The sequence below is a fragment of the Candidatus Eisenbacteria bacterium genome (assembly GCA_035577985.1).
Taxonomy (GTDB): domain Bacteria; phylum Desulfobacterota; class Binatia; order DP-6; family DP-6; genus DATJZY01.
Window position 1 is genome coordinate 38,349 of record DATJZY010000107.1, and the last position, 18,422, is coordinate 56,770.

Sequence of the window (18,422 nt, forward strand, 5' to 3'; positions counted from 1 at the left end):
CTGGTCGTCAGGTCTTTCGAGAGGCGAAACGGATGGGGACGTTCGCGTAGCCGCGCACGTTGGCGGAGTGCACGCGCACCAGGCCCGCCTCGTCGACGACGTATTCGGGCAGGTGCGCCAGCACCTCTTCCAGCGCGACGCGGCCTTCGAGGCGCGCGAGCGACGCGCCGAGGCACACGTGGATGCCGTAGCCGAACGCGAGCGACGGCTTCGGCGGGCGGCGGATGTCGAACTCGCTCGCGCGCTCGAACACCCGCTCGTCGCGGTTCGCGGAGCCGACCAGCAGGACGACGCGCTTGCCCGCCTGCATCGTCCTGCCGTGCAGCGGCACGTCGCACGTGAGCACGCGCGCCAGCATCTGCGTCGAGTTGTCGAAGCGCAGCACCTCTTCGACGGCGTCGGGAATGCGTTCGGGATGCTGCACGAGGTACGCGCGCTGGTCGGGATGCCGCGCGAGGAGCACGATCGCGTTGCCGAGCATCTTCGTCGTCGTCTCGTTGCCGGCGATGACCATCAGGAAGCAGAAGCCGATGATCTCCGCGTCGGTCAGGCGCTCGCCGTCGACCTCGGCGTCGATGAGCGCGCTCACGAGGTCGTCGCCGGGGCGCTTGCGCCGGCGCGCGAGGTCCTCTGCGAAGTAGCGCACGAGGTTGCCCGCGCCCTCCATCCCCGCCCGCGTCGGGTCGGCCTTGCCTTCCTCGCGGTGGAGCAAGGCGTCCGACCAGTGGCGCAGCATGTCCTGGTCGCCGTCGGGCACGCCCATCATCGTGCTGATGACGTCCATGGGCAGCTTCGCCGAGAAGTCCTCGATGAAGTCGCACGCGCCGCGCGGCACGAGCGGATCCAGGTACTTCCGCGTGAGGGCGCGGATCTGCGGCTCCATGGTCGCCACCCGCCGCGGCGTGAACGCCTTCGAGACGAGCTTGCGGAGCTTCTGCTGGCGCGGCGGATCCATCGCGATGATCATGGGCGGCCGCTGCCCACTGCCCTGCTCGAGCGAGACGCCGAGCGACGACGAGAAGCGCTCGTAGTCCTGCATGGCGGCGTGCACGTCCTCGAAACGCGACAGCGCCCAGAAGTCGAGGTCGGGGTTGTAGTACGCGGGCGCCTCGTCACGCAGGCGCTCGTAGGTCGGGTAGGGATCCTCGTGGATCTCGTACGCGTACGGACTGTAGACGAGCGGCGCGGCCATGGACGTGGAATAGCCGCACGTCCCGCCGCGCCGCAAACGCCGCGGTCGCGTCGTTGACGGGCGCACCGGCCCTGGGGCACTGTCGCCCCATGGGCAACGTTCGTCTGGTCTGCCTCGACGCCGACGATCTCATGCACGAGAACACCGGCGAATCGAACTACAACGAGAGCGCGTACTACAACTTCTACGATCCGAAGGTGCGGCTCGGCGGCTTCTGTCGCATCGGCAATCGCCCGAACGAGGGCTACGCCGAGATGACGTGCTGCCTGTATCTGCCCGACGGCCGCGTGGGCTTCATGTACGGGCGCCCGAAGATCCCGGACAACTCGAAGCTCGACGCGGGCGGCATGCGCTTCACGGTGAAGACGCCGATGCGCGAGCACGCCGTGCGCTACGAGGGGAACGTGTGCCTCATGGCGCGCCCGCTGGACCTGATGGACCCGCGCGCGGCGTTCACGTCGAACCCGCACGTCCCCGCGCTCGTCGAGCTCGCGTACACGGGCGTCTCGCCGGTCTCCGGCGGCGAGCCGCGCGAGGAGAAGGACGGGGAATGGGTCGCCGTCAAGGTGGAGAAGTCCGGACAGGAGTTCGCGCGCGGCCACCTCGAGCAGCACATGCACGCGACCGGCCGCGTCGTCGTCGACGGGACCACGTGGACGATCGACGGCTACGGCCTGCGCGACCGCTCGTGGGGCCCGCGCTACTGGCAGGCACCCGACCACTATCGCTGGCTCACCATGAACTTCGGGCCGGGGCGGGGCATCGCCGCCGCGCGCACCGTGCAGCGCGACGGCCGCGCGGTCGAGGGCGGCTACATCTACGAAGAGGGCGCGCCGAACCGCTACATCGGCAAGGTCGAGGTCGAGAGCGAGTTCGCGGGCGACGAGAAGCTGCACGCGGCGCTGCGCGTGCGCGTCCATCCGGTCGACGGCGGCGCGCCCGAGGAGATCACCGGGCGCGTGCTCAACATGGTGCCGCTGCGCAATCGTCGCGACGGCACGACCACGCGCATCGCCGAGGGGCTCACGGAGTGGCGCTGGGGCGATCGCGTCGGCTACGGCTGGTCGGAGTACCTGGACCACGTCGGCTGAGCTCGCAGCGGCGCTCGCGACGTTCATCGAGCGGGAGGTCGCGGCGCCGGTCACGGTCGAGGGCTTGCGGCGTCTTCCCGGCGGGGCCTCGCGGGAGATCTGGCTCTTCACGCTCGGGCGTGCGGGCGCGCCGCCCGAGCGGCTCGTCCTGCGTCGCGACCCGCCCGGCCACGTGATCGAGTCGAGCCGGCGCCAGGAGTTCGAGCTGCTCCGCGCCGCGACCGTCGCCGGCGTGCCCGTGCCGCGCGTGCTGTGGTGCGGTGGGGACGACGCCGTGCTCGGCGCGTCGTTCTTCATCATGGACTTCGTCGAGGGCGAGACGATCGGCCGCAAGATCCTTCGCGACGCCGAGCTGGCGCGCGCGCGCGAGCGCCTTCCCGAGCAGCTCGCCGAGGCGGCGGCGCGCATCCACACCATGGCCCCCGAAGCGCTCGGCCTGCGCGCGCCGGACGGGAAGAGCCCCGGGGCGGCGGAGGTCGCGCGCTACGCGCAGATCCTGCAGGGCATCGCGCCCGATCCGCATCCCGCGCTGGAGCTCGCCATCCGCTGGCTCGGCGCCCGCCTGCCGGCACCGCGCCGCGCGACCGTCGTGCACGGCGACTATCGCATCGGCAACGTGATCGTCGGCTCCGACGGCCTGCGCGCCGTGATCGACTGGGAGCTCACCCACGCCGGCGATCCGATGGAGGACCTCGGCTGGCTCTGTGTGCGCTCGTGGCGCTTCGGCGCCGACGACAAGCCGGTCGGCGGCCTGTGCGAGCGCGAGCGCCTGTTCGCCGCCTACGAGCGCGCGAGCGGCGCGCCAGTCGATCCCGCCGCCGTGCGGTGGTGGGAGATCTTCGGCAACTACAAGTGGGCCGTCATCTGCATCATGCAGGCCCAGAGCTTTCTCGGCGGCGTGAAGAACGTCGAGCTCGCCGCCCTCGGCCGCCGCATCGTCGAAATGGAGATGGAGCTGCTCGATTTGATGGAGGCCGCATGAAACCCGGCCCCGAGGTGTCGGCACTGGAGGGAGGCCGCGTGCAACGCGGCCGACGCCCACCGGAGCACCGCGCCTCCGGCGCGGAGCGCACGGGGGCATCCTGCGCGGGTTCCGCCAGGAACCCGCTCTAAGACAATGCAGGACCGACCCACCGCCATCGAGCTCCTGACCGCCGTGCGCGAGTTCCTCGAGCAGGACGTGCTGCCCGGGCTCGAGGGGCGCAAGCGCTTCCACGCGCTCGTCGCCGCCAACGTCCTGTCGATCGTCACGCGGGAGCTGCAGGAGGAGGAGACGTTGCTGGTCGCCGAATGGCGACGGTTGCGCGATCTGCTCGGCGTCGACGAAACGGTGTCACCGGGGCGCCTCGACGGGCTGCGCGCGGCGGTGCGCGCGCTCACCGAGCGGCTGGTGAGGCGCATCCGTGCGGGCGACGCGGACGGCGGTGCGTTCGGCGACGCGGTCCGCGCGCACGTGCGCATGACGATCACGGAGAAGCTCCGCGTCGCGAATCCGAAGCTCCTCGGCGGTGCGTCGTAGCGCCCCGCGTCGCGCGGATCCCCCTCGTCCTAGGACGACGACTACTCTCGCCGTGCTGCGACAGTCTCGCATCGATGCAACCGCCACCCCCGTGACGCTCGCGAAAAGATTGAGAAAGCGGCTCGACGCGGGGGACCCGCGTTTGCTATTGAGGAGCAGCATGCGCAATGGGACCCTGGCTGTCGCCGCCATGCTCGTGCACCTGCTGTGCCGGACGGCAGCGGCGGACCTGCTGACGCCGCTCTCGTCGGACGCGCCCAAGGTGAAGAAGCCGCGTCACGGCATGCAGATGACCATCGGGCCGGTCGACGTGCCGCACGGCTCCGAGATCACGCAGTGCACGTACTTCAAGAACCCGAATCCGAAGGACATGGCGGTCGGCCGCGTCCGCATCCAGGTGCAGGGCGGCAGCCACCACGTCCACCTCTACCGGCCCGTCGATCCGAACATGAGCGTTCCCGACGGCCACGAGACCTGCAACTTCGCGCTCAACTTCGACCAGTGGCAGCTCATCTTCGCGAGCCAGAACGTGACGCTCGACTGGAAGCTCCCGCGCGGCGTCGCCATCATGCTCCGCGGCGGCGAGCAGTACGTGGCGCAGACGCACTTCGTGGACAACGGGCTGCTCGCGACGCCCGACCCCGGCTGGGCCACGTTCAACATCTACTCGATGAAGCGCAAGAAGGTGAAGTCGTTCGCCGGCGCGTTCTTCGGCCAGGATCGCGACGTGGTCGTCCCCCCGCACAGCGAGTCGTTCGCGACCACCCGGTGCGTCTTCCCGCGACCGGTGAAGCTTCTCGCGCTCACGGGCCACTACCACTTCCGCGGCAAGGAGTTCACCGTCAACACCTGGGACGGCACGACGACCGGCGAGCAGCTCTACAAGTTCGAGGGCTACACGGAGCCCGTCTTCGAGCGCTACTCGGGGAAGTTCCAGCCCGAGGTGCAGGGGCTCGAGTGGACGTGTCGCTACGAGAACGACACGGACACCCAGTTCACGTTCGGTCCGTTCACGGATCAGAACGAGCACTGCAACCTGTTCGGCTTCTACTACCCGACCCTGGGCGAAAACGAGTTCATGACGTGCGTCCAGAAGGACCACGTCGTGACCGTCAAGGTCACGCAGTAGCCCCGCCGCGCGGGTAGCGGAAAACGGACGTCATCACCGCAGGCGGTGGTGTGAGGGCCGTCGCCGGCATAGGGGTGTCGCATGGCGACACCACGAGAGCGCGCGGAGCGTTTCCACGACCTGCACCGCAGCGGGCCACCGCTCGTGCTGGCGAACGCGTGGGACGCCGCCAGCGCCCGCATCCTCGAGGAGGCCGGCGCGCCGGCGATCGCGACGTCGAGCGCCGCCATGGCGTGGGCGCTCGGCTACCCGGACGGGCAGCGCGCCCCGCGCGACGAGATCGTCGCCGCGATCGCACGCATCTGTCGCGCCGTGCGCGCCCCGGTCAGCGCCGACGTCGAGCGCGGATTCGGCGGCTCGCCGGCGGACGTCGGCGAGACCGTTCGCGCGATCGTTCGCGCCGGCGCGATCGGCGTGAACCTCGAGGACGGGAAGGCCGCGGACGGACGGACGCTGGTTGCGCCCGACGTCCTCGCCGACAGGATCCGCGCCGCCCGGCAGGCCGCCGGCGCGGAGGGCGTCCCGCTCTTCGTGAACGCGCGCATCGATACCTACTTCGTCCCGGCTCCCGATCCGGCCGCGCGGTTCAAGGACACGCTCGCGCGTGCCGCCCGCTACGTCGACGCCGGAGCCGACGGCATCTTCGTTCCCGGTCTCGCGGATCTCGCCGAGATCGGCGAGCTCGTTCGCGCCGTGCCGCGACCGGTGAACATCCTCGCCTGGCCCGGTGCCCCGACCGTCCCCGCCCTCGCCGCCGTCGGCGTCCGCCGCGTGAGCGTCGGCTGCAGCCCCATGCAGGCCGTTCTCGGCCTCACCCGAAGGATCGGCCGCGAGCTCTTGAGCGCCGGCACGTACGACGCGATGGCGGGCGACTCCATCTCCGTCGCGGACGCGAACGCGCTCTTCGCCAGCCGCTGAACGGCGGCGTCGATACCGCGAGGTCGGCGGGGGCCAGGGCGCAGGCGCCTGCGAAGCGGCGCGACGAAACGTCGGGGCCGTGACGAACCAAATGTGTTGTCGCGCGGCGTAGCCGAAGCCAGCGCCCTGGCCCCCGCCGACCTCGCGACGCGCGCCCCGCCGTCGTCACCGCTTCGCGACTGGCTCGCGCAGTACCGTCCGCACGTCGTTGAGGATGAGGTCGGGGTGCAGGAACCCCACGCTGTACACGTTCCGCACGCGGTGCTCGCCGTCGACCAGGAAGATCTTGAGCACGTGCCGGAAGAGTCCCGTCCACGAGCCGTCGGCGCGGCGGAGCTTGCCGACCGGCTGGCCGAAGTCGTCGAGCAGCGGTTGCAGGGCGGCGTCGTCCTGCGTCGTGACGAAGTACCAGTCGGCACCGGCCTCGTGCAGGCGGCGGGTCGCGGCCATGCGCGCGGGCGTGTCGCGTTCGGGGTCGAAGCTGACGCTCACGAGCGCGACCTTGCCGCGCAGCTCCGGGTCGTCGGCGACGGCACGGTCGATCCGGTGCAGGGCGGCGGTGCTGACCGGACACCCGGCGGCCTCGACGCACGTCGTGTAGACGAACGCGACGATCGCCACGCGATTTCCGGCCAGCGCGAAGAGCGTCGTCGCCGCGCCGTCGTCCGCGAGTACCGGGTGGTCCGAGACCGTCTTGATCGGCGGTAGCTCGTAGCTGCCGGGGGGCGGCGGCGCGTACTCCGGGACGAACGTGCCGACGCCGTAGGTGTACGCGTAGTCCGACGGATCGAGCGCCGCGGCCGCGGTCGCGACCGCGAGCGCCAGCGCCGCGATGCAGGCTCGGGTCATCTGCGCGCGACGGCGCGCGCGGGCTCGGCCTCGCTGTAGATCTGGTTCTTGTAGAACTGGTCCTGCCCGAAGTGCATGTGGTGCGGGCGGCCGAGCCCCTCTTTCGCGAAGTCGATCCGGAACAGCGGGTGGAGCTTCTTGCCGTCGAAGCGGTACGCCGCCAGGAACTGCTCGTCGTCCTTGCCCTTCTTGTCCCACTTCGCCAGCAGTGACGACGTGAAGTACAGGCGCTCGCCGTCCCACGTCTCCGACACCATGTTCAGCTGCGAGCCGACGTGCTCCTCGGTCACGAGCTTCGGATGGTGCGGGTCGGAGACGTCGTAGATGCGGCACATGCCGTCCATCATCGAGTCGACGAACAGGAAGCGATCGTCTGCCGAGATGCTGATGTCGACCGGCAGCGGGATCTTCTTCGGGTCGCCGATGTCGGCGACGGCGCTCGCCTTGAACGTGCCGTCCGGGAGCTGCTCGATGAGCCAGATCTTCGACGTGAGGGCGGTCGACGTGAACGCGTAGTTGTGGCGCGGCTGCAGCGCCCAACGGATCTCGAGCGGCGCACCCGGGACCTCGAGCGTCTGGATGGGCTTGCGGGCGTGGAAGTCCCACACGACCATCGTGTTGCCGAAGCTCTTCATGGCCTCGGCGTCGCCCATCACCGCCGACAGGTCGCGCATGTAGTTCTTCTTGCCCGTGAACGACGACGTCAGCATGCGGTTGAGCCGCGGCTGCACGCGCACGTCGTAGCCGTAGCTCGCGTCGTCCGGCAGCCACATGGTGCGGACGAACTGGCCGTCGTTGTTGTACTCGACGAGCGCCGTGCGGCCGCCCTCGTCCTTCGAGTTCGAGAGCCCGCTGATCAGCATGCGGCCGGGCAGGGCGAAGAACGTGTGCGGCCCGACGACGCCGCCGCTGTCGGCGACGAAGGTGTCGATCGTCTTCACGATCTTCGGGTGCGCGGGATCGCTCGCGATGTCGAAGACCCAGATCGTGCTCGAGTCGAGCCCGCCGGCCCACAGGTAGCGGCGATCGTCGCTGAAGCCGGCGTGGTGCGCTTCGTGTCGGCCGCCGACCGACGCGGTCGAGACGACCTTGCCGTAGGTCGGCGTGCCGGGGCGCGCGCCGATCGTGACGAGCTTGTCGGAGCCGTCGCCCACCCCCTCGATGCCGAGTGTCCAGGCGTAGACGTAGTCCTCCTGCCCGGTGATCTTCGGCATGTAGGGCGACATGCACGTCTCGTCGGCGTGCGCGAGCGTGGCGGCGAGCACGATGAGGGTCGACGCGATTCGCATCATGATCCCGACGCATATTAGGTTCGCGTCGCCGATGACAAGACCCGACGTCCGGGTGGGGACGGCGTCCTGGACGGAGAAGACGCTGCTCGAGAGCGGTGCCTTCTATCCGCCCACCGCGCGCACGGCCGAGCAGCGCCTGCGGTTCTACGCGCAGCGATTCGGCGTCGTCGAGGTGGACGCGACGTACTACGCGCTGCCGTCGGCGCGGAACGCCGCGGCATGGGTCGAACGCACGCCCGCCGGGTTCCTCTTCGGCGTGAAGGCGTTCGCCGCCATGACGGGACACCCGGTCGAGCCGACGCGTCTCGATCGCGATCTGCAGGCGGCGCTCCCGGCGGCGATGCGCCGAGCCCGCCAGCTCCACGCCCGCGCGCTGCCCGCCGACGTCGTCGCCGAGATCTGGCAGCGCTTCCGCGCGAACCTGGAGCCGCTGGTCGTCGCCGGCAAGCTCGCGTACGTCCTGCTGCAGATGCCGCCGTGGTTCCGACCCGGAGCCGAGAGCTGGCAGCAGCTCGACGACGCGGCGGCGCGCCTGCCGGGCTTGCCGTGTGCGGTCGAGTTCCGGGAAGCCGGCTGGCTCTCGGAGGGGCGCGCCGACGACACGCTCGAGCGCCTGCGCGAGCGGGGGCTCGCCTACGTCTGCGTCGACGAGCCGCAGGGCACCGCGGCGAGCGTCCCGCCGGTGGCTGCGTCCACGTCCGACGCGCTCGCGGTCGTGCGGTTCCACGGCCGGCGGCGGGAGACGTGGACGCGCGCCGGCGCGCCCACGACCGAGCGCTTCCGCTACCTCTACCAGACCGGCGAGCTCGCCGAGTGGGTGCCCCGCATCCGGACCCTGGCGAAGGCGAGCCGGCGCGTGCTCGTCCTCATGAACAACTGCTACCGCGACTACGCGGTGCAGAACGCGCAGGACCTGGCGGCCCTGCTCGCCTAGGGCTCGACGCCGAAGAGGCGCGCGAAGTTCTCGCTCATGCGCGTTGCGACCTCGGCCTCGGGAACGCCCCACAGCTCCGCCGCGTAGGCCGCGGTGCCCGCGATCGTGGCGGGCTCGTTGCGCTCCTCGCGGTTGGGCGACAGATATGGGCAGTCGGTCTCGAGCAGCAGCCGCTCGCGCGGCAACGTCTGCAGCATGCGCGTGAAGCTCTCCGAACGCCGCGCGTTGGCGGGGATCGAGAAGTAGTGGCCGCGCTCTGCGATCTGTCGCGCCAGGTTCACCTTGCCGCCGAAGCAGTGCCAGTTGACCCGCGTCGCGCCCAGCTCCTCCAACACCTCGAGCGCGCGGCGCTCGCGCTTGCGCGTGTGGATGATGATCGGCTTTCCGGCATCGAGGGCGATGCGGACGAGGGCGCGGAAGGCTGCCTCCTGCTTCTCCCAGAGCGACTCCGGAACCCAGTAGCCGTCGAGTCCGATCTCGCCGACCGCGATCGCTTCGCCCGCGTGCTCGCGCACCCAGGCGATCCCCTCGTCGGCGGCGACGGGCTCCTCGTCGCGCGGGTACTCGACGCCCATCGTCACCATGTCCGCGAGCACCGTGTCGACCGGATAGAAGCCGAAGGCGGGCTTCACGACCGGGTGGCGCGCGGCGAGCGTGCGCGTCGCCTCGTTGTCGCGCGGGTTGAGGCCGTTCGACACGATCGTCGTCAGCCCCGCGGCGGTCGCGCGCGCGACGATCGCGTCGATGTCCGGCAGCAGCTTGCGGTGCGTGAGATGCGCGTGGACGTCGGCGAGGCCCATCGCGAGACTCTCTCACCCGCTCGCGGCGACGGACGGCATCGGAGAGACGACGGGCGTCGATTCGTGGCCGAAGATGAAGCGCGGCCGGGTGCGCAGCACGAGCACGGGCATGAGCGAGAGCGCCGCGAAGCACGAGAGCAGCATCGCGAGCGGCATGAGGGTGCCGAAGAGGCGCATGCCGAGGTACGGCGAGATGGCTTCGACCGAGAACCCGGCGCCGATCGACGCGGCGACGAAGAGCACGGCGCGGCCGGACGTCCTGAGTGCGATGCCGAACGCTTCGGCGTCGGTCGCCGAGCGCTTCCGCTCCTCGCGGAGCCGATACAGGAAGTAGATGGCGTAGTCGGCGCCGATGCCGGCCGCCATGGAGATGACGGACGACGACCCCATGTCGAACCGCACGCCCGTCCAGCCGAGGATGCCGAAGAGCTCGATCACGGTCACGACGATCGGACAGACGACGTACAGCCCACCCGTCGCCGAGCGCATGATGGTCGAAGAGATGGCGTAGATCGCGAGCAGCACGACGACCATGTTCACGAGCTTCCCGTAGGTCGTGTGCTCGTTCACGGCGAGGATCGTCGGTCCCGCGCCGCCGGCGACCAGCACCTTCACGCCGTCGGGCGGCGGATGGTCGCGGAGCCACGCCTCGGTGTGACGGACGAGCGGACCCACCAGCGCCGAGTCGTCGTCGGTGAGGTACGCCATGACGATCGCCTTCGTCTGCGCGCGATCCACGAACCGCTCGAAGGCCGGCGAGTCGCCGAGGAACATGAGCTGCGAGACCAGCTCCTGGTCGTCGGGAACGCGATACGGGTTCGGCGCATCCGCCGCGAACGTCTTGTGGAGCGTCTTCACGAGATCGGCGAGCGACGCCGTGCGCAGCACGAGCGGGTCCTTCTCGAGCTCGGCCTGCATGGCCGCCATGTGCTGCAGGAAGGGAACCGTCTTCGCGCTGCCCTCGGCTCCCTCGTAGAGGATCGTCATCGTGACCGTGCCGGGGAAGTGCTTCTGGATCTCGTCCAGATGCACGCGCGGGAGGCTCCCCTTCGGCATGTACTCGCGCGTCGGGCCGAACGTCCGGATGCGCGCGATGCCGACCAGCGAGAGCACGAGCGCGATCGCCGTGCCGATCAGGACGGGGCGCCCGTTGCCGCGCAGGATCGCGCGCTCGAGCGTCGCGAGGACCGCGGTCGTGACGCCGCCTTCGGGCGGAACGTGCTTCGGGGCGGGCAGCACCGCCCGCAACGCCGGGATCAGCGTGAGCTCGAGGAAGACGGCACTGCCGATGCCGTAGGCGCACGAGAGCCCGAAGTTCGCGATGGACCGGACGCCGAAGAGCGCGAGCGACGCGAAGCCGAGCGCGGCGGTGGCGCCGGCCGCGACCATGACCGGACCGATCTTCACGGTCGACTCGATGACGGCGGCGCGGTTGTCCCGCGTCCGCACGACCTCTTCCACGTACCGCTTCAACATCTGGGCCGAATGCGCGGCCGCGACCGCGATGAGGAGGATCGGCACCGCCGCGTTCCAGCCGTCGATGGGAATGCCCGTATGTCCCTGCAGGCCGAGCCCCCACACGGTGGAGAGCGTCGCCGTGAGCATGGGGATGAACATGCCCTGGAAGCTCCGGAACGAGACGAGCAGCATCACCGCGATCACGAGGAACGTGACGGGGATCCGGCGCATGAGCATGGCAGACTGGTCGAGGTCGGTCAGGGCGAAGGTGGGCTCGCCGGCGATCCAGACGTCGACGCCGCGGTCGTGATACGGCTCGGCCAGTGCGAGGACGGCATTCGCGACCTCCCACGACTGTTGCTTGCCCTCGAAGAAGTCGAGGACGACGATCGCGGCCTTCTGGTCGGGCGTGACGAGCATGCCCCGGAGCTGCGGATCACTCTCGACCTTCGCCCGCAGACGCGCGATCTCCTCGGGCGTCTTCGGGGCGTCGCGCATGAGGTAGTCGACCTTGATCGAGCCGCCGGACTCCTCGACGTAGCGGACCGCCGGGGCGGCGAGGCTCACCACGTTCTGCGCCATGATGTCGGGGAGGCGGAGCGCCGCCAGCGTGAAGTCGCGCACGATCTCGAGCACCGGCGTCTGCCAGACCTCGCCCTCGCGCGGCACGATCGCGACGATGAGGGTGCGCCGGCCGCCGAACTCGGCCCGGATCTCCTTGTCGATCTGCACGAAGGGATGATTCGCGGGGAGACTCGCCTCGACGCTGAACTCGCTGCGGAGCTTGGTCATGCCGCTGCCGACCAGCACGGTCAGGGCGGCGACGACGGCGAGCACGAGCCAGCGGAATCGGACCAGGAGGCGGACGTAGCGTTCGAAGGCGGTGGCCATGTGAAGCGAGAATCCTTGTCGGGTTCGCCGCCGCAATGCAAACCGCCACGGCGTTCGCTAGGCTTCGCCCGTGCCGTCGCTCGCGCCGTACTTCGTCTACCAGGCGACCGCGGGCGCCGTTTTCTCGCAGGCCGTCTTCGTGGTGTTCTACCAGGAGCGCGTCGGCCTCTCGCTCTCGGCGGTGCTCTGGCTCCAATCGTACTTCGTGCTGGTGCGGGCACTCCTCGACGTGCCGTTCGGCGCGCTCGCCGATCGCGTGTCGCGGCGACTGTGCCTCGTCGCCAGCGGCGTCGTGCTCGCGGTGGGCTCGGCCGGGATCCTGTGGTGGCCGAGCCTCGGCATGGCGGTCGTGCTCGAGACGATGCTCGCGATGGTCTCGGCGCTGCGCTCCGGCGCCGACTCGGCGCTGCTCTACGACACGCTCGACACCGCCGGCGCGCTCGACCGCTATCCGCGCGCGGAGAGCCTCTCCCAGGCGATCTCGTCGCTCGGCTCGGGGGCGGTGGCGATCGCGGGGTCGATCCTCGCCGCCCACGACCTCGCCTGGCCGTACGTCGCGAACATCGCCGCGGGGAGCGCGACGGTGGTGGCCGCGGCGTGTCTCCGCGAGCCGCCGCGTCACCACCGCGCGCGCGGCATCCTGCGCGACGCCGCGCGCGTCGTCGCCCGCACGCCCGCCGTCCGCTGGACGATCGCGCTCGCCGCGCTCGTCGTCTCCGCCTCGCACGTCTACTTCTTCCTGCAGCAGCCGTACCTGCGCGCGATCGGGGTGCCGCTGGCCCTGTTCGGCGCGGTCGTCGCCGCGACGAAGGTCGTGACCGCGCTGGTCGCGACCGGCGCGCACCGCATCGAGTCGCGCCTCGGCGTACGCGGCAGCGCGGCGCTCATGGCCGCCGTGCCCGCCGTCGGCCTGGGCGCGATGGCCGCCGTCGCGAGCCCCGTCGGCGCGCTCGTCATCCTCACGCGCGGCGTGCTGGACGGGCTCTGGATGCCGCTGCTGAACGTCCTCATGAACCGGCTCGTCGACTCCCGGCTGCGCGCGACGATCCTCTCCGTGCAGAGCCTCGTGTCGCGGCTCGCGCTCGCGAGCGTCGTCGGCCTGTGCGGGGTCGCGACCGCTCACGTCGGTCTCGATGCAACGCTCGCCGTCGCGGCGGCGACGTCGCTCGTGCTGGGAGCCGCGCTCGTCGTCACGGCGCCGCGGTTGCCGGAGCGTTCGCGTGTGATAGCAGAGCGGGCATGAAGACCTACGGGGTCGCGCTCGTGCTGGGTCTCGCGCTCGCAGGCGGCAACTACGCGGTGCTGGGCCAGCGCCCGGAGGTCGCGGGGTGCGCGCCGTGCCTCGCGCTGCTCCTCGCGGGCCCGCTCGTTCTCGCGCTCGCCGTCGCGGCGGTCGCGGGAACCGGCGCGTCGGCGTCCGGGACGGCGAGCGCAGTGGCCGTACCGTCGACCAAGCCCGCCGAGCCGGCGGAGAACGCGGCGCTCCGCCTGCTCGCGACGCTGCAAGAGGAAGGGCGGCTCGTCGACTTCTTCAGCGAGGACATCGCGCCGTACACGGACGAGCAGATCGGCGCGGCCACGCGCGGCATCCACGCGAGCTGCCGCAAGGCGCTCGAAGGCGCCGTCGCGATCGAGCCCATCATGCCGGGCGACGAAGGCGCGACGGTGACGGTTCCCGCGGGCTTCGATCCGGCGGCCATCCGGCTGGTCGGGAACGTCAGCGGCACCCCGCCGTTCACGGGCGTCCTCCGCCACGCGGGCTGGCGCGTGAAGTCGGTGAACCTCCCGCCGCGCACCGGTCAGGATCCGAAGGTCGTCGCGCCGGCGGAGGTCGAGATCGGGTGAGCGCGCGATACGTCGTCGGCATCGACCTCGGGACGACGAACTCGGTCGTCGCGTACGTCGACACGAGCGCCCTCGCACCGGACGCCGAGGCGCACGCGGCGGCGGTGCTCCCGATCCCGCAGGTCGTGAAGGCGGGCCTCGTCGAGGCGCACGACCGGCTGCCGTCCTTCCTCTATCTGCCCGCGGCAGGCGAGCTGCCGAAGGGCAGCCTGGCGCTCCCGTGGGGCGAAGCCGACCTGGCGGTGGGCGCGCTCGCGCGCTCGCGCGGCGCCGAGGTGCCCGGGCGCGTCGTGTCGTCGGCGAAGTCGTGGCTCTGCTCGGTCGGCGTCGATCCGCGCGGTCCGATCCTGCCGTGGAACGCGCCGGCGGACGTCGCGAAGGTTTCGGCCGTCGACGCGCAGGCGGCCTACCTCGCGCATCTGCGCGCGGCGTGGGATGCCGCGATGCCGGCGCCGCTCGCGAAGCAGGAGCTCTATCTCGCCGTGCCGGCGTCGTTCGACGCCGCGGCGCGCGAGCTCACCGTCCGCGCGGCGACGCAGGCCGGCCTTCCGACCGTGCACCTCGTCGAGGAGCCGCAGGCGGCGTTCTACGCCTGGCTCGCCGCCACGCGCGGCGGCTGGCGCACGGAGGTGCACGTTGGCGACGTGATCCTCGTCTGCGACGTCGGCGGCGGAACGACCGATCTCACGCTCGTCGCGGTCGGCGACGAGAGCGGATCGCTCGGCCTCGAGCGCAAGGCGGTCGGCGACCACATCCTGCTCGGCGGCGACAACATGGACCTCGCGCTCGCACACGCGGTGTGCGAGCGTCTCGCGGCGCAGGGGACGTCGCTCGACGAGTGGCAGCTCCGCGGCCTCGTGCACGCCTGCCGGGAGGCGAAGGAGAAGCTCCTCGCCGATCCGACACGCGACAAGGAGCCGGTCGTCGTGCTCGGGCGCTCGCGCAAGGTGATCGGCGGTGCCGTGCGCACCGACCTCGGCCGCGTCGAGGTCGAAGCGACGCTCATCGACGGGTTCTTCCCGAAGGTGGGTCCCGAGGCGCGGCCGCACGCGACACGGCGCGTGGGCCTCCAGGAGATCGGCCTGCCGTACGCGAGCGACGCGGCGATCACGCGGCACATCGCGGCGTTCGTCGCGCGCCACCACGACGTCGCGCCGGAGGGAGTCTCCGCCGTGCTGTTCAACGGCGGCGTCATGCACGCGCCGCGCTTCCGCGAGCGGCTCGCGTCGGTCCTGCGCTCGTGGCGCGGCGGCGACGTCCGCGTGCTCGCCGGCGCGCATCCCGACCTCGCGGTCGCCGAGGGCGCAGCGGCCTACGGCCTCGCACGGCGCGGCCGCGGCGTGCGCATCCGCGGCGGCACTGCGCGCGCGTACTACGTCGGCATCGAGGTGGCGGCGCCGGCGGTGCCGGGCATGGCGGCGCCCGTGAAGGCGCTCTGCGTGGCGCCGTTCGGCATGGAGGAAGGCACCGAGATCGCGGTGCCGGACGCGGAGTTCGGGCTCGTCGTCGGTGAGCCGGCTGAGTTCCGGTTCTTCGGCTCCTCGGTCCGCCGCGACGACGTCGCCGGGACCATCGTCGAGCGCTGGCAGCCCGGCGAGCTGGAAGAGCTGGCGCCGATCGAGGCCGCGCTCACGGCGAAGGATCAGGACGGGCGCACGGTGCCGGTGCACCTGCGGGCACACGCGACCGGGATCGGCACCCTCGAGCTCTACTGCGTCGCCCGCGACGGCAAGGGGCGCTGGAAGCTCGAGCTCAACGTGCGGCAGGCCGCGCCCTGATGGCGGCGCGCTACCTCGTCGGCATCGACCTCGGCACGACCAACACCGCCTGCGCGTACGTCGACACGCAGGCGGGTCGTACGATCCGGGTCTTCCCGGTGCCGCAGCTGGTGGCGCCCGGGAAGGTCGACGCGCGCGAGACGCTGCCGTCGTTCTGCTACCTCGCCGGCGCGCACGATCTGCCGCCGGGGAGTCTCGATCTGCCGTGGGCGGCGGGACGCAGCTACTGCGTCGGCGTGCTCGCCCGCGACCAGGGCGCGCGTGTGTCGGGCCGGCTCGTGGGCTCGGCCAAGTCCTGGCTCTGTCACGGCGGCGTCGATCGCACCGCGGCGATCCTGCCGTGGGGCGCCGCCGACGACGTGCCGAAGCTGTCGCCCGTCGAAGCGTCGGCGCGCACGCTCAGGCACCTCCGCGAGGCGTGGGACGCGCGCTTTCCCGAGCCGCTCGCGGAGCAGGACATCGTGCTCACCGTGCCGGCGTCGTTCGACGAGGTCGCGCGCGAGCTGACCCTCGAGGCCGCGGCCGCGGCCGGCATCCCGCGCCTCGTGCTGCTCGAGGAGCCGCAGGCGGCGTTCTACGCCTGGCTGGTCGCGCACGAGCGCGACTGGAAGGCGCGCATCGCCGCGACGCCGCTCGTGCTGGTCGTCGACGTGGGCGGCGGCACGACCGACTTCTCGCTCGTCGCCGCGCGCGGCAGCCGTGGCGAGCTCGGGCTCGAGCGCGTCGCGGTGGGCGAGCACCTGCTGCTCGGCGGCGACAACATGGACCTGGCGCTGGCGCGGACGGCCGAAGCGCGCCTCGTCCCCGGCGGGCAGCTCGACCCGCCGCGCTTCCATCTCCTCGTGAGCCAGTGCCGGGCGGCCAAGGAGGCCATGCTCTCGAACGATGCGGTCCGCGACGTGCGCGTCACGGTCGCCGGGCGCGGCAGCGGCGTCGTCGGCGGCACACTCGCGACCTCGGTCACGCGCGACGAGCTCGACCGCCTGGTGCTCGACGGGTTCTTTCCGCGCGTCGACGCCGACGCGCGGCCGCAGCGCGGCGCGAGCGGGCTTCGCGAGTGGGGGTTGCCGTTCGCCGCCGACGCCGCGATCACGCGTCACCTGGCGGAGTTCCTGGCCCGCCAGCGCGACGCCGCCGGAGAAGGCGCGCATGCGCTCGTCCGGCCCGACGCGCTCCTCTTCAACGGCGGCGCGCTCGAGCCCGCCGCCGTGCGCGAGCGCATCGCCGCCATCGTCGGTGCGTGGCACGAGCCCGGCGGCGACTGGCGCCCGGCGGTGCTCGATGCCGACTCGCTCCAGCTCGCCGTCGCGCGGGGCGCGGCGTACTACGGCCTGGTCCGGCGCGGACAAGGCGTGCGCATCGGCAGCGGCGCGGCGCGCACGTACTATCTGGGCCTCCAGGACGAGCAGCTCCTCTGCGTCGTGCCACGCGGCATGGAAGAGGGCGAGACGGCCGACCTCTCGGGTCGCGAGCTCGAGCTCACGACGAACCGTCCCGTCGCCTTCCCGCTCTTCACCGCGACCGATCGCACGGGGGAGCACGCCGGCGACCTCGTCGACGCGCGCCCCGACGCGCTGACCGCGCTGCCGCCGCTGCGCACCGTCGTCCGCTTCGGGAAGAAGCTCGAGGAGCGATCGCTGCCGGTGCACGTGGAGGTTCGCCTCTCCGAGATCGGCACGCTCGAGCTCTCGCTCAAGTCGCGCTCGACCGAGCATCGCTGGCGGCTCGAGCTGCGGCTGCGCGATACGGTCGCGGACGAGGCCGTACCCGCCGAGCAGGCCGCGATCGTCGTCGATCCGGCGCGGGTCGCCGAAGCCGAACGCCTGCTCCGCGAGACCTTCGAAGGTGCCGACGATCCCGTCTCGCTGATGCGCCGGCTCGAGACCGCGCTCGACGCCGGCCGCGACGCCTGGCCGCTCGCTACGATCCGCGCGTCGTGGGACGTCCTGTGGACCCTCGAGCCGCGCCGCGCGCGGAGCCCGGCGCACGAGGCGCGGTGGCTGAACCTGGCGGGGTTCCTCCTCCGCCCCGGCTTCGGCGATCCCGGCGACGAGATCCGCATCGACAAGCTCTGGCGCGTGCTCGGCACCGAGCTGCGCCACCCGCGCTCCGTGCAGTGCCGCGCCGAGATGTGGAACCTCTGGAAGCGCGTCGCGGGCGGGCTCGGCGCGCGCCAGCAGCAGCACGTGCTCGAGCTCGTGCGGCCGCAGCTCACGGGACGCGGCAGGACGAAGGGCCCCAAGGCCGCGCCGCAGGAGCTGCGCGAGATGTGGCAGGCGGTCGGCGGGTGCGAGCGGCTGGCGGCGTCGGCGCGCGCCGAGCTGGCGCTGGTGCTCGCGCAGACGGTCGCGAAGGGCAAGGCGACCGACCAGGAGGCGTGGGCGCTCGCGCGCGTCGCTGCGCGCGCGCCGATCGCAGGCCCGGCGAACTGCGTCGTGCCGCCTCGCGCGGCGGCGGACGTGGTCGAGCAGCTGCTCGGCGCGGCCTGGACGCGCCCCGACGCCACGGCGTTCGCGCTGGCCCAGGTCGCACGCATGACGGGCGATCGCGAGCGGGACCTCGATGCCGCGCTGCGCGATCGCGTCGCGCTCCGTCTCGAGCGCGAGCCCGACGGCGCACGGCTCGCGCGGCTCGTGCGCGAAGTCGTGCCGCTCGAGGCGCGCGAGGAGGCGCGGCTCCTCGACGAGTCGCTGCCCGCCGGATTACGTCTACGGGGCTGAGGGCCC

General features: G+C 71.8%; 15 protein-coding genes. 10 read left to right on the forward strand and 5 right to left on the reverse strand.

Features of this window, described 5'->3' with window-relative positions; translation table 11 throughout:
- Positions 1-7 precede the first annotated feature (7 nt).
- The gene (locus tag VMS22_15170; protein HXJ35372.1) at positions 8-1,192 is read right to left on the reverse strand and encodes a cytochrome P450; all 1,185 of its coding nucleotides are present in this window, start codon (positions 1,190-1,192) and stop codon (positions 8-10) included.
- An 89-nt stretch (positions 1,193-1,281) separates the two neighbouring features.
- Here VMS22_15170 and VMS22_15175 point away from each other — a divergent pair, with 89 nt between their 5' ends.
- From VMS22_15175 to VMS22_15195, 5 genes are all read left to right on the forward strand, one after another.
- Entirely contained in the window at positions 1,282-2,283 is a 1,002-nt protein-coding gene (locus VMS22_15175; protein HXJ35373.1) for a hypothetical protein, read from the forward strand.
- Between the two features lie 64 nt (positions 2,284-2,347).
- Complete coding sequence (locus VMS22_15180) at positions 2,348-3,265, forward strand: phosphotransferase family protein (protein ID HXJ35374.1); 918 nt, start codon at positions 2,348-2,350, stop codon at positions 3,263-3,265.
- A 135-nt stretch (positions 3,266-3,400) separates the two neighbouring features.
- On the forward strand, positions 3,401-3,802 hold the full coding sequence (locus VMS22_15185; GenBank protein ID HXJ35375.1) for a DUF6285 domain-containing protein: 402 nt from the start codon (positions 3,401-3,403) through the stop codon (positions 3,800-3,802).
- Between the two features lie 160 nt (positions 3,803-3,962).
- A complete protein-coding gene (locus VMS22_15190; GenBank protein ID HXJ35376.1) occupies positions 3,963-4,931 on the forward strand; it encodes a hypothetical protein in 969 nt (322 codons plus the stop codon).
- A gap of 81 nt (positions 4,932-5,012) precedes the next feature.
- Positions 5,013-5,849 carry an isocitrate lyase/phosphoenolpyruvate mutase family protein gene (locus VMS22_15195; protein ID HXJ35377.1) on the forward strand — a complete coding sequence of 279 codons (837 nt, stop codon included), beginning with the start codon at positions 5,013-5,015 and terminating at the stop codon, positions 5,847-5,849.
- 165 nt (positions 5,850-6,014) lie between these two features.
- On the opposite strand, the gene VMS22_15200 is transcribed toward VMS22_15195, so the two are convergent.
- Both VMS22_15200 and VMS22_15205 read right to left on the reverse strand, forming a co-directional pair.
- Positions 6,015-6,698 carry an SCO family protein gene (locus tag VMS22_15200; protein HXJ35378.1) on the reverse strand — a complete coding sequence of 228 codons (684 nt, stop codon included), beginning with the start codon at positions 6,696-6,698 and terminating at the stop codon, positions 6,015-6,017.
- A complete protein-coding gene (locus VMS22_15205; GenBank protein HXJ35379.1) occupies positions 6,695-7,990 on the reverse strand; it encodes a selenium-binding protein SBP56-related protein in 1,296 nt (431 codons plus the stop codon). Before VMS22_15205 ends, VMS22_15200 begins: the two co-directional genes overlap by 4 nt.
- A 31-nt stretch (positions 7,991-8,021) precedes the next feature.
- Between VMS22_15205 and VMS22_15210 the strand changes: the two genes are divergently transcribed.
- Entirely contained in the window at positions 8,022-8,924 is a 903-nt protein-coding gene (locus tag VMS22_15210) for a DUF72 domain-containing protein (protein HXJ35380.1), read from the forward strand.
- Here VMS22_15210 and VMS22_15215 read toward each other — a convergent pair.
- Together VMS22_15215 and VMS22_15220 are read right to left on the reverse strand one after the other, a co-directional pair.
- The gene (locus VMS22_15215) at positions 8,921-9,724 is read right to left on the reverse strand and encodes a TatD family hydrolase (protein ID HXJ35381.1); all 804 of its coding nucleotides are present in this window, start codon (positions 9,722-9,724) and stop codon (positions 8,921-8,923) included. The genes VMS22_15210 and VMS22_15215 overlap by 4 nt on opposite strands.
- A gap of 12 nt (positions 9,725-9,736) precedes the next feature.
- Entirely contained in the window at positions 9,737-12,073 is a 2,337-nt protein-coding gene (locus tag VMS22_15220) for an MMPL family transporter (GenBank protein ID HXJ35382.1), read from the reverse strand.
- A gap of 70 nt (positions 12,074-12,143) precedes the next feature.
- Between VMS22_15220 and VMS22_15225 the strand changes: the two genes are divergently transcribed.
- Genes VMS22_15225 through VMS22_15240 form a run of 4 tightly spaced genes read left to right on the forward strand, consistent with a single transcriptional unit; the run spans position 12,144 to position 18,416 of the window.
- On the forward strand, positions 12,144-13,316 hold the full coding sequence (locus VMS22_15225) for an MFS transporter (protein HXJ35383.1): 1,173 nt from the start codon (positions 12,144-12,146) through the stop codon (positions 13,314-13,316).
- Positions 13,313-13,918 (forward strand): DUF2760 domain-containing protein, encoded by a 606-nt coding sequence (locus VMS22_15230; GenBank protein HXJ35384.1) that lies wholly within the window; start codon positions 13,313-13,315, stop codon positions 13,916-13,918. The genes VMS22_15225 and VMS22_15230 overlap by 4 nt, the downstream gene beginning before the upstream one ends.
- The gene (locus VMS22_15235) at positions 13,915-15,696 is read left to right on the forward strand and encodes an Hsp70 family protein (protein HXJ35385.1); all 1,782 of its coding nucleotides are present in this window, start codon (positions 13,915-13,917) and stop codon (positions 15,694-15,696) included. Before VMS22_15230 ends, VMS22_15235 begins: the two co-directional genes overlap by 4 nt.
- Positions 15,696-18,416, forward strand: coding sequence for an Hsp70 family protein (locus tag VMS22_15240; protein HXJ35386.1), 2,721 nt, complete (start codon positions 15,696-15,698; stop codon positions 18,414-18,416). The genes VMS22_15235 and VMS22_15240 overlap by 1 nt, the downstream gene beginning before the upstream one ends.
- The last annotated feature ends 6 nt before the right edge of the window (positions 18,417-18,422 follow it).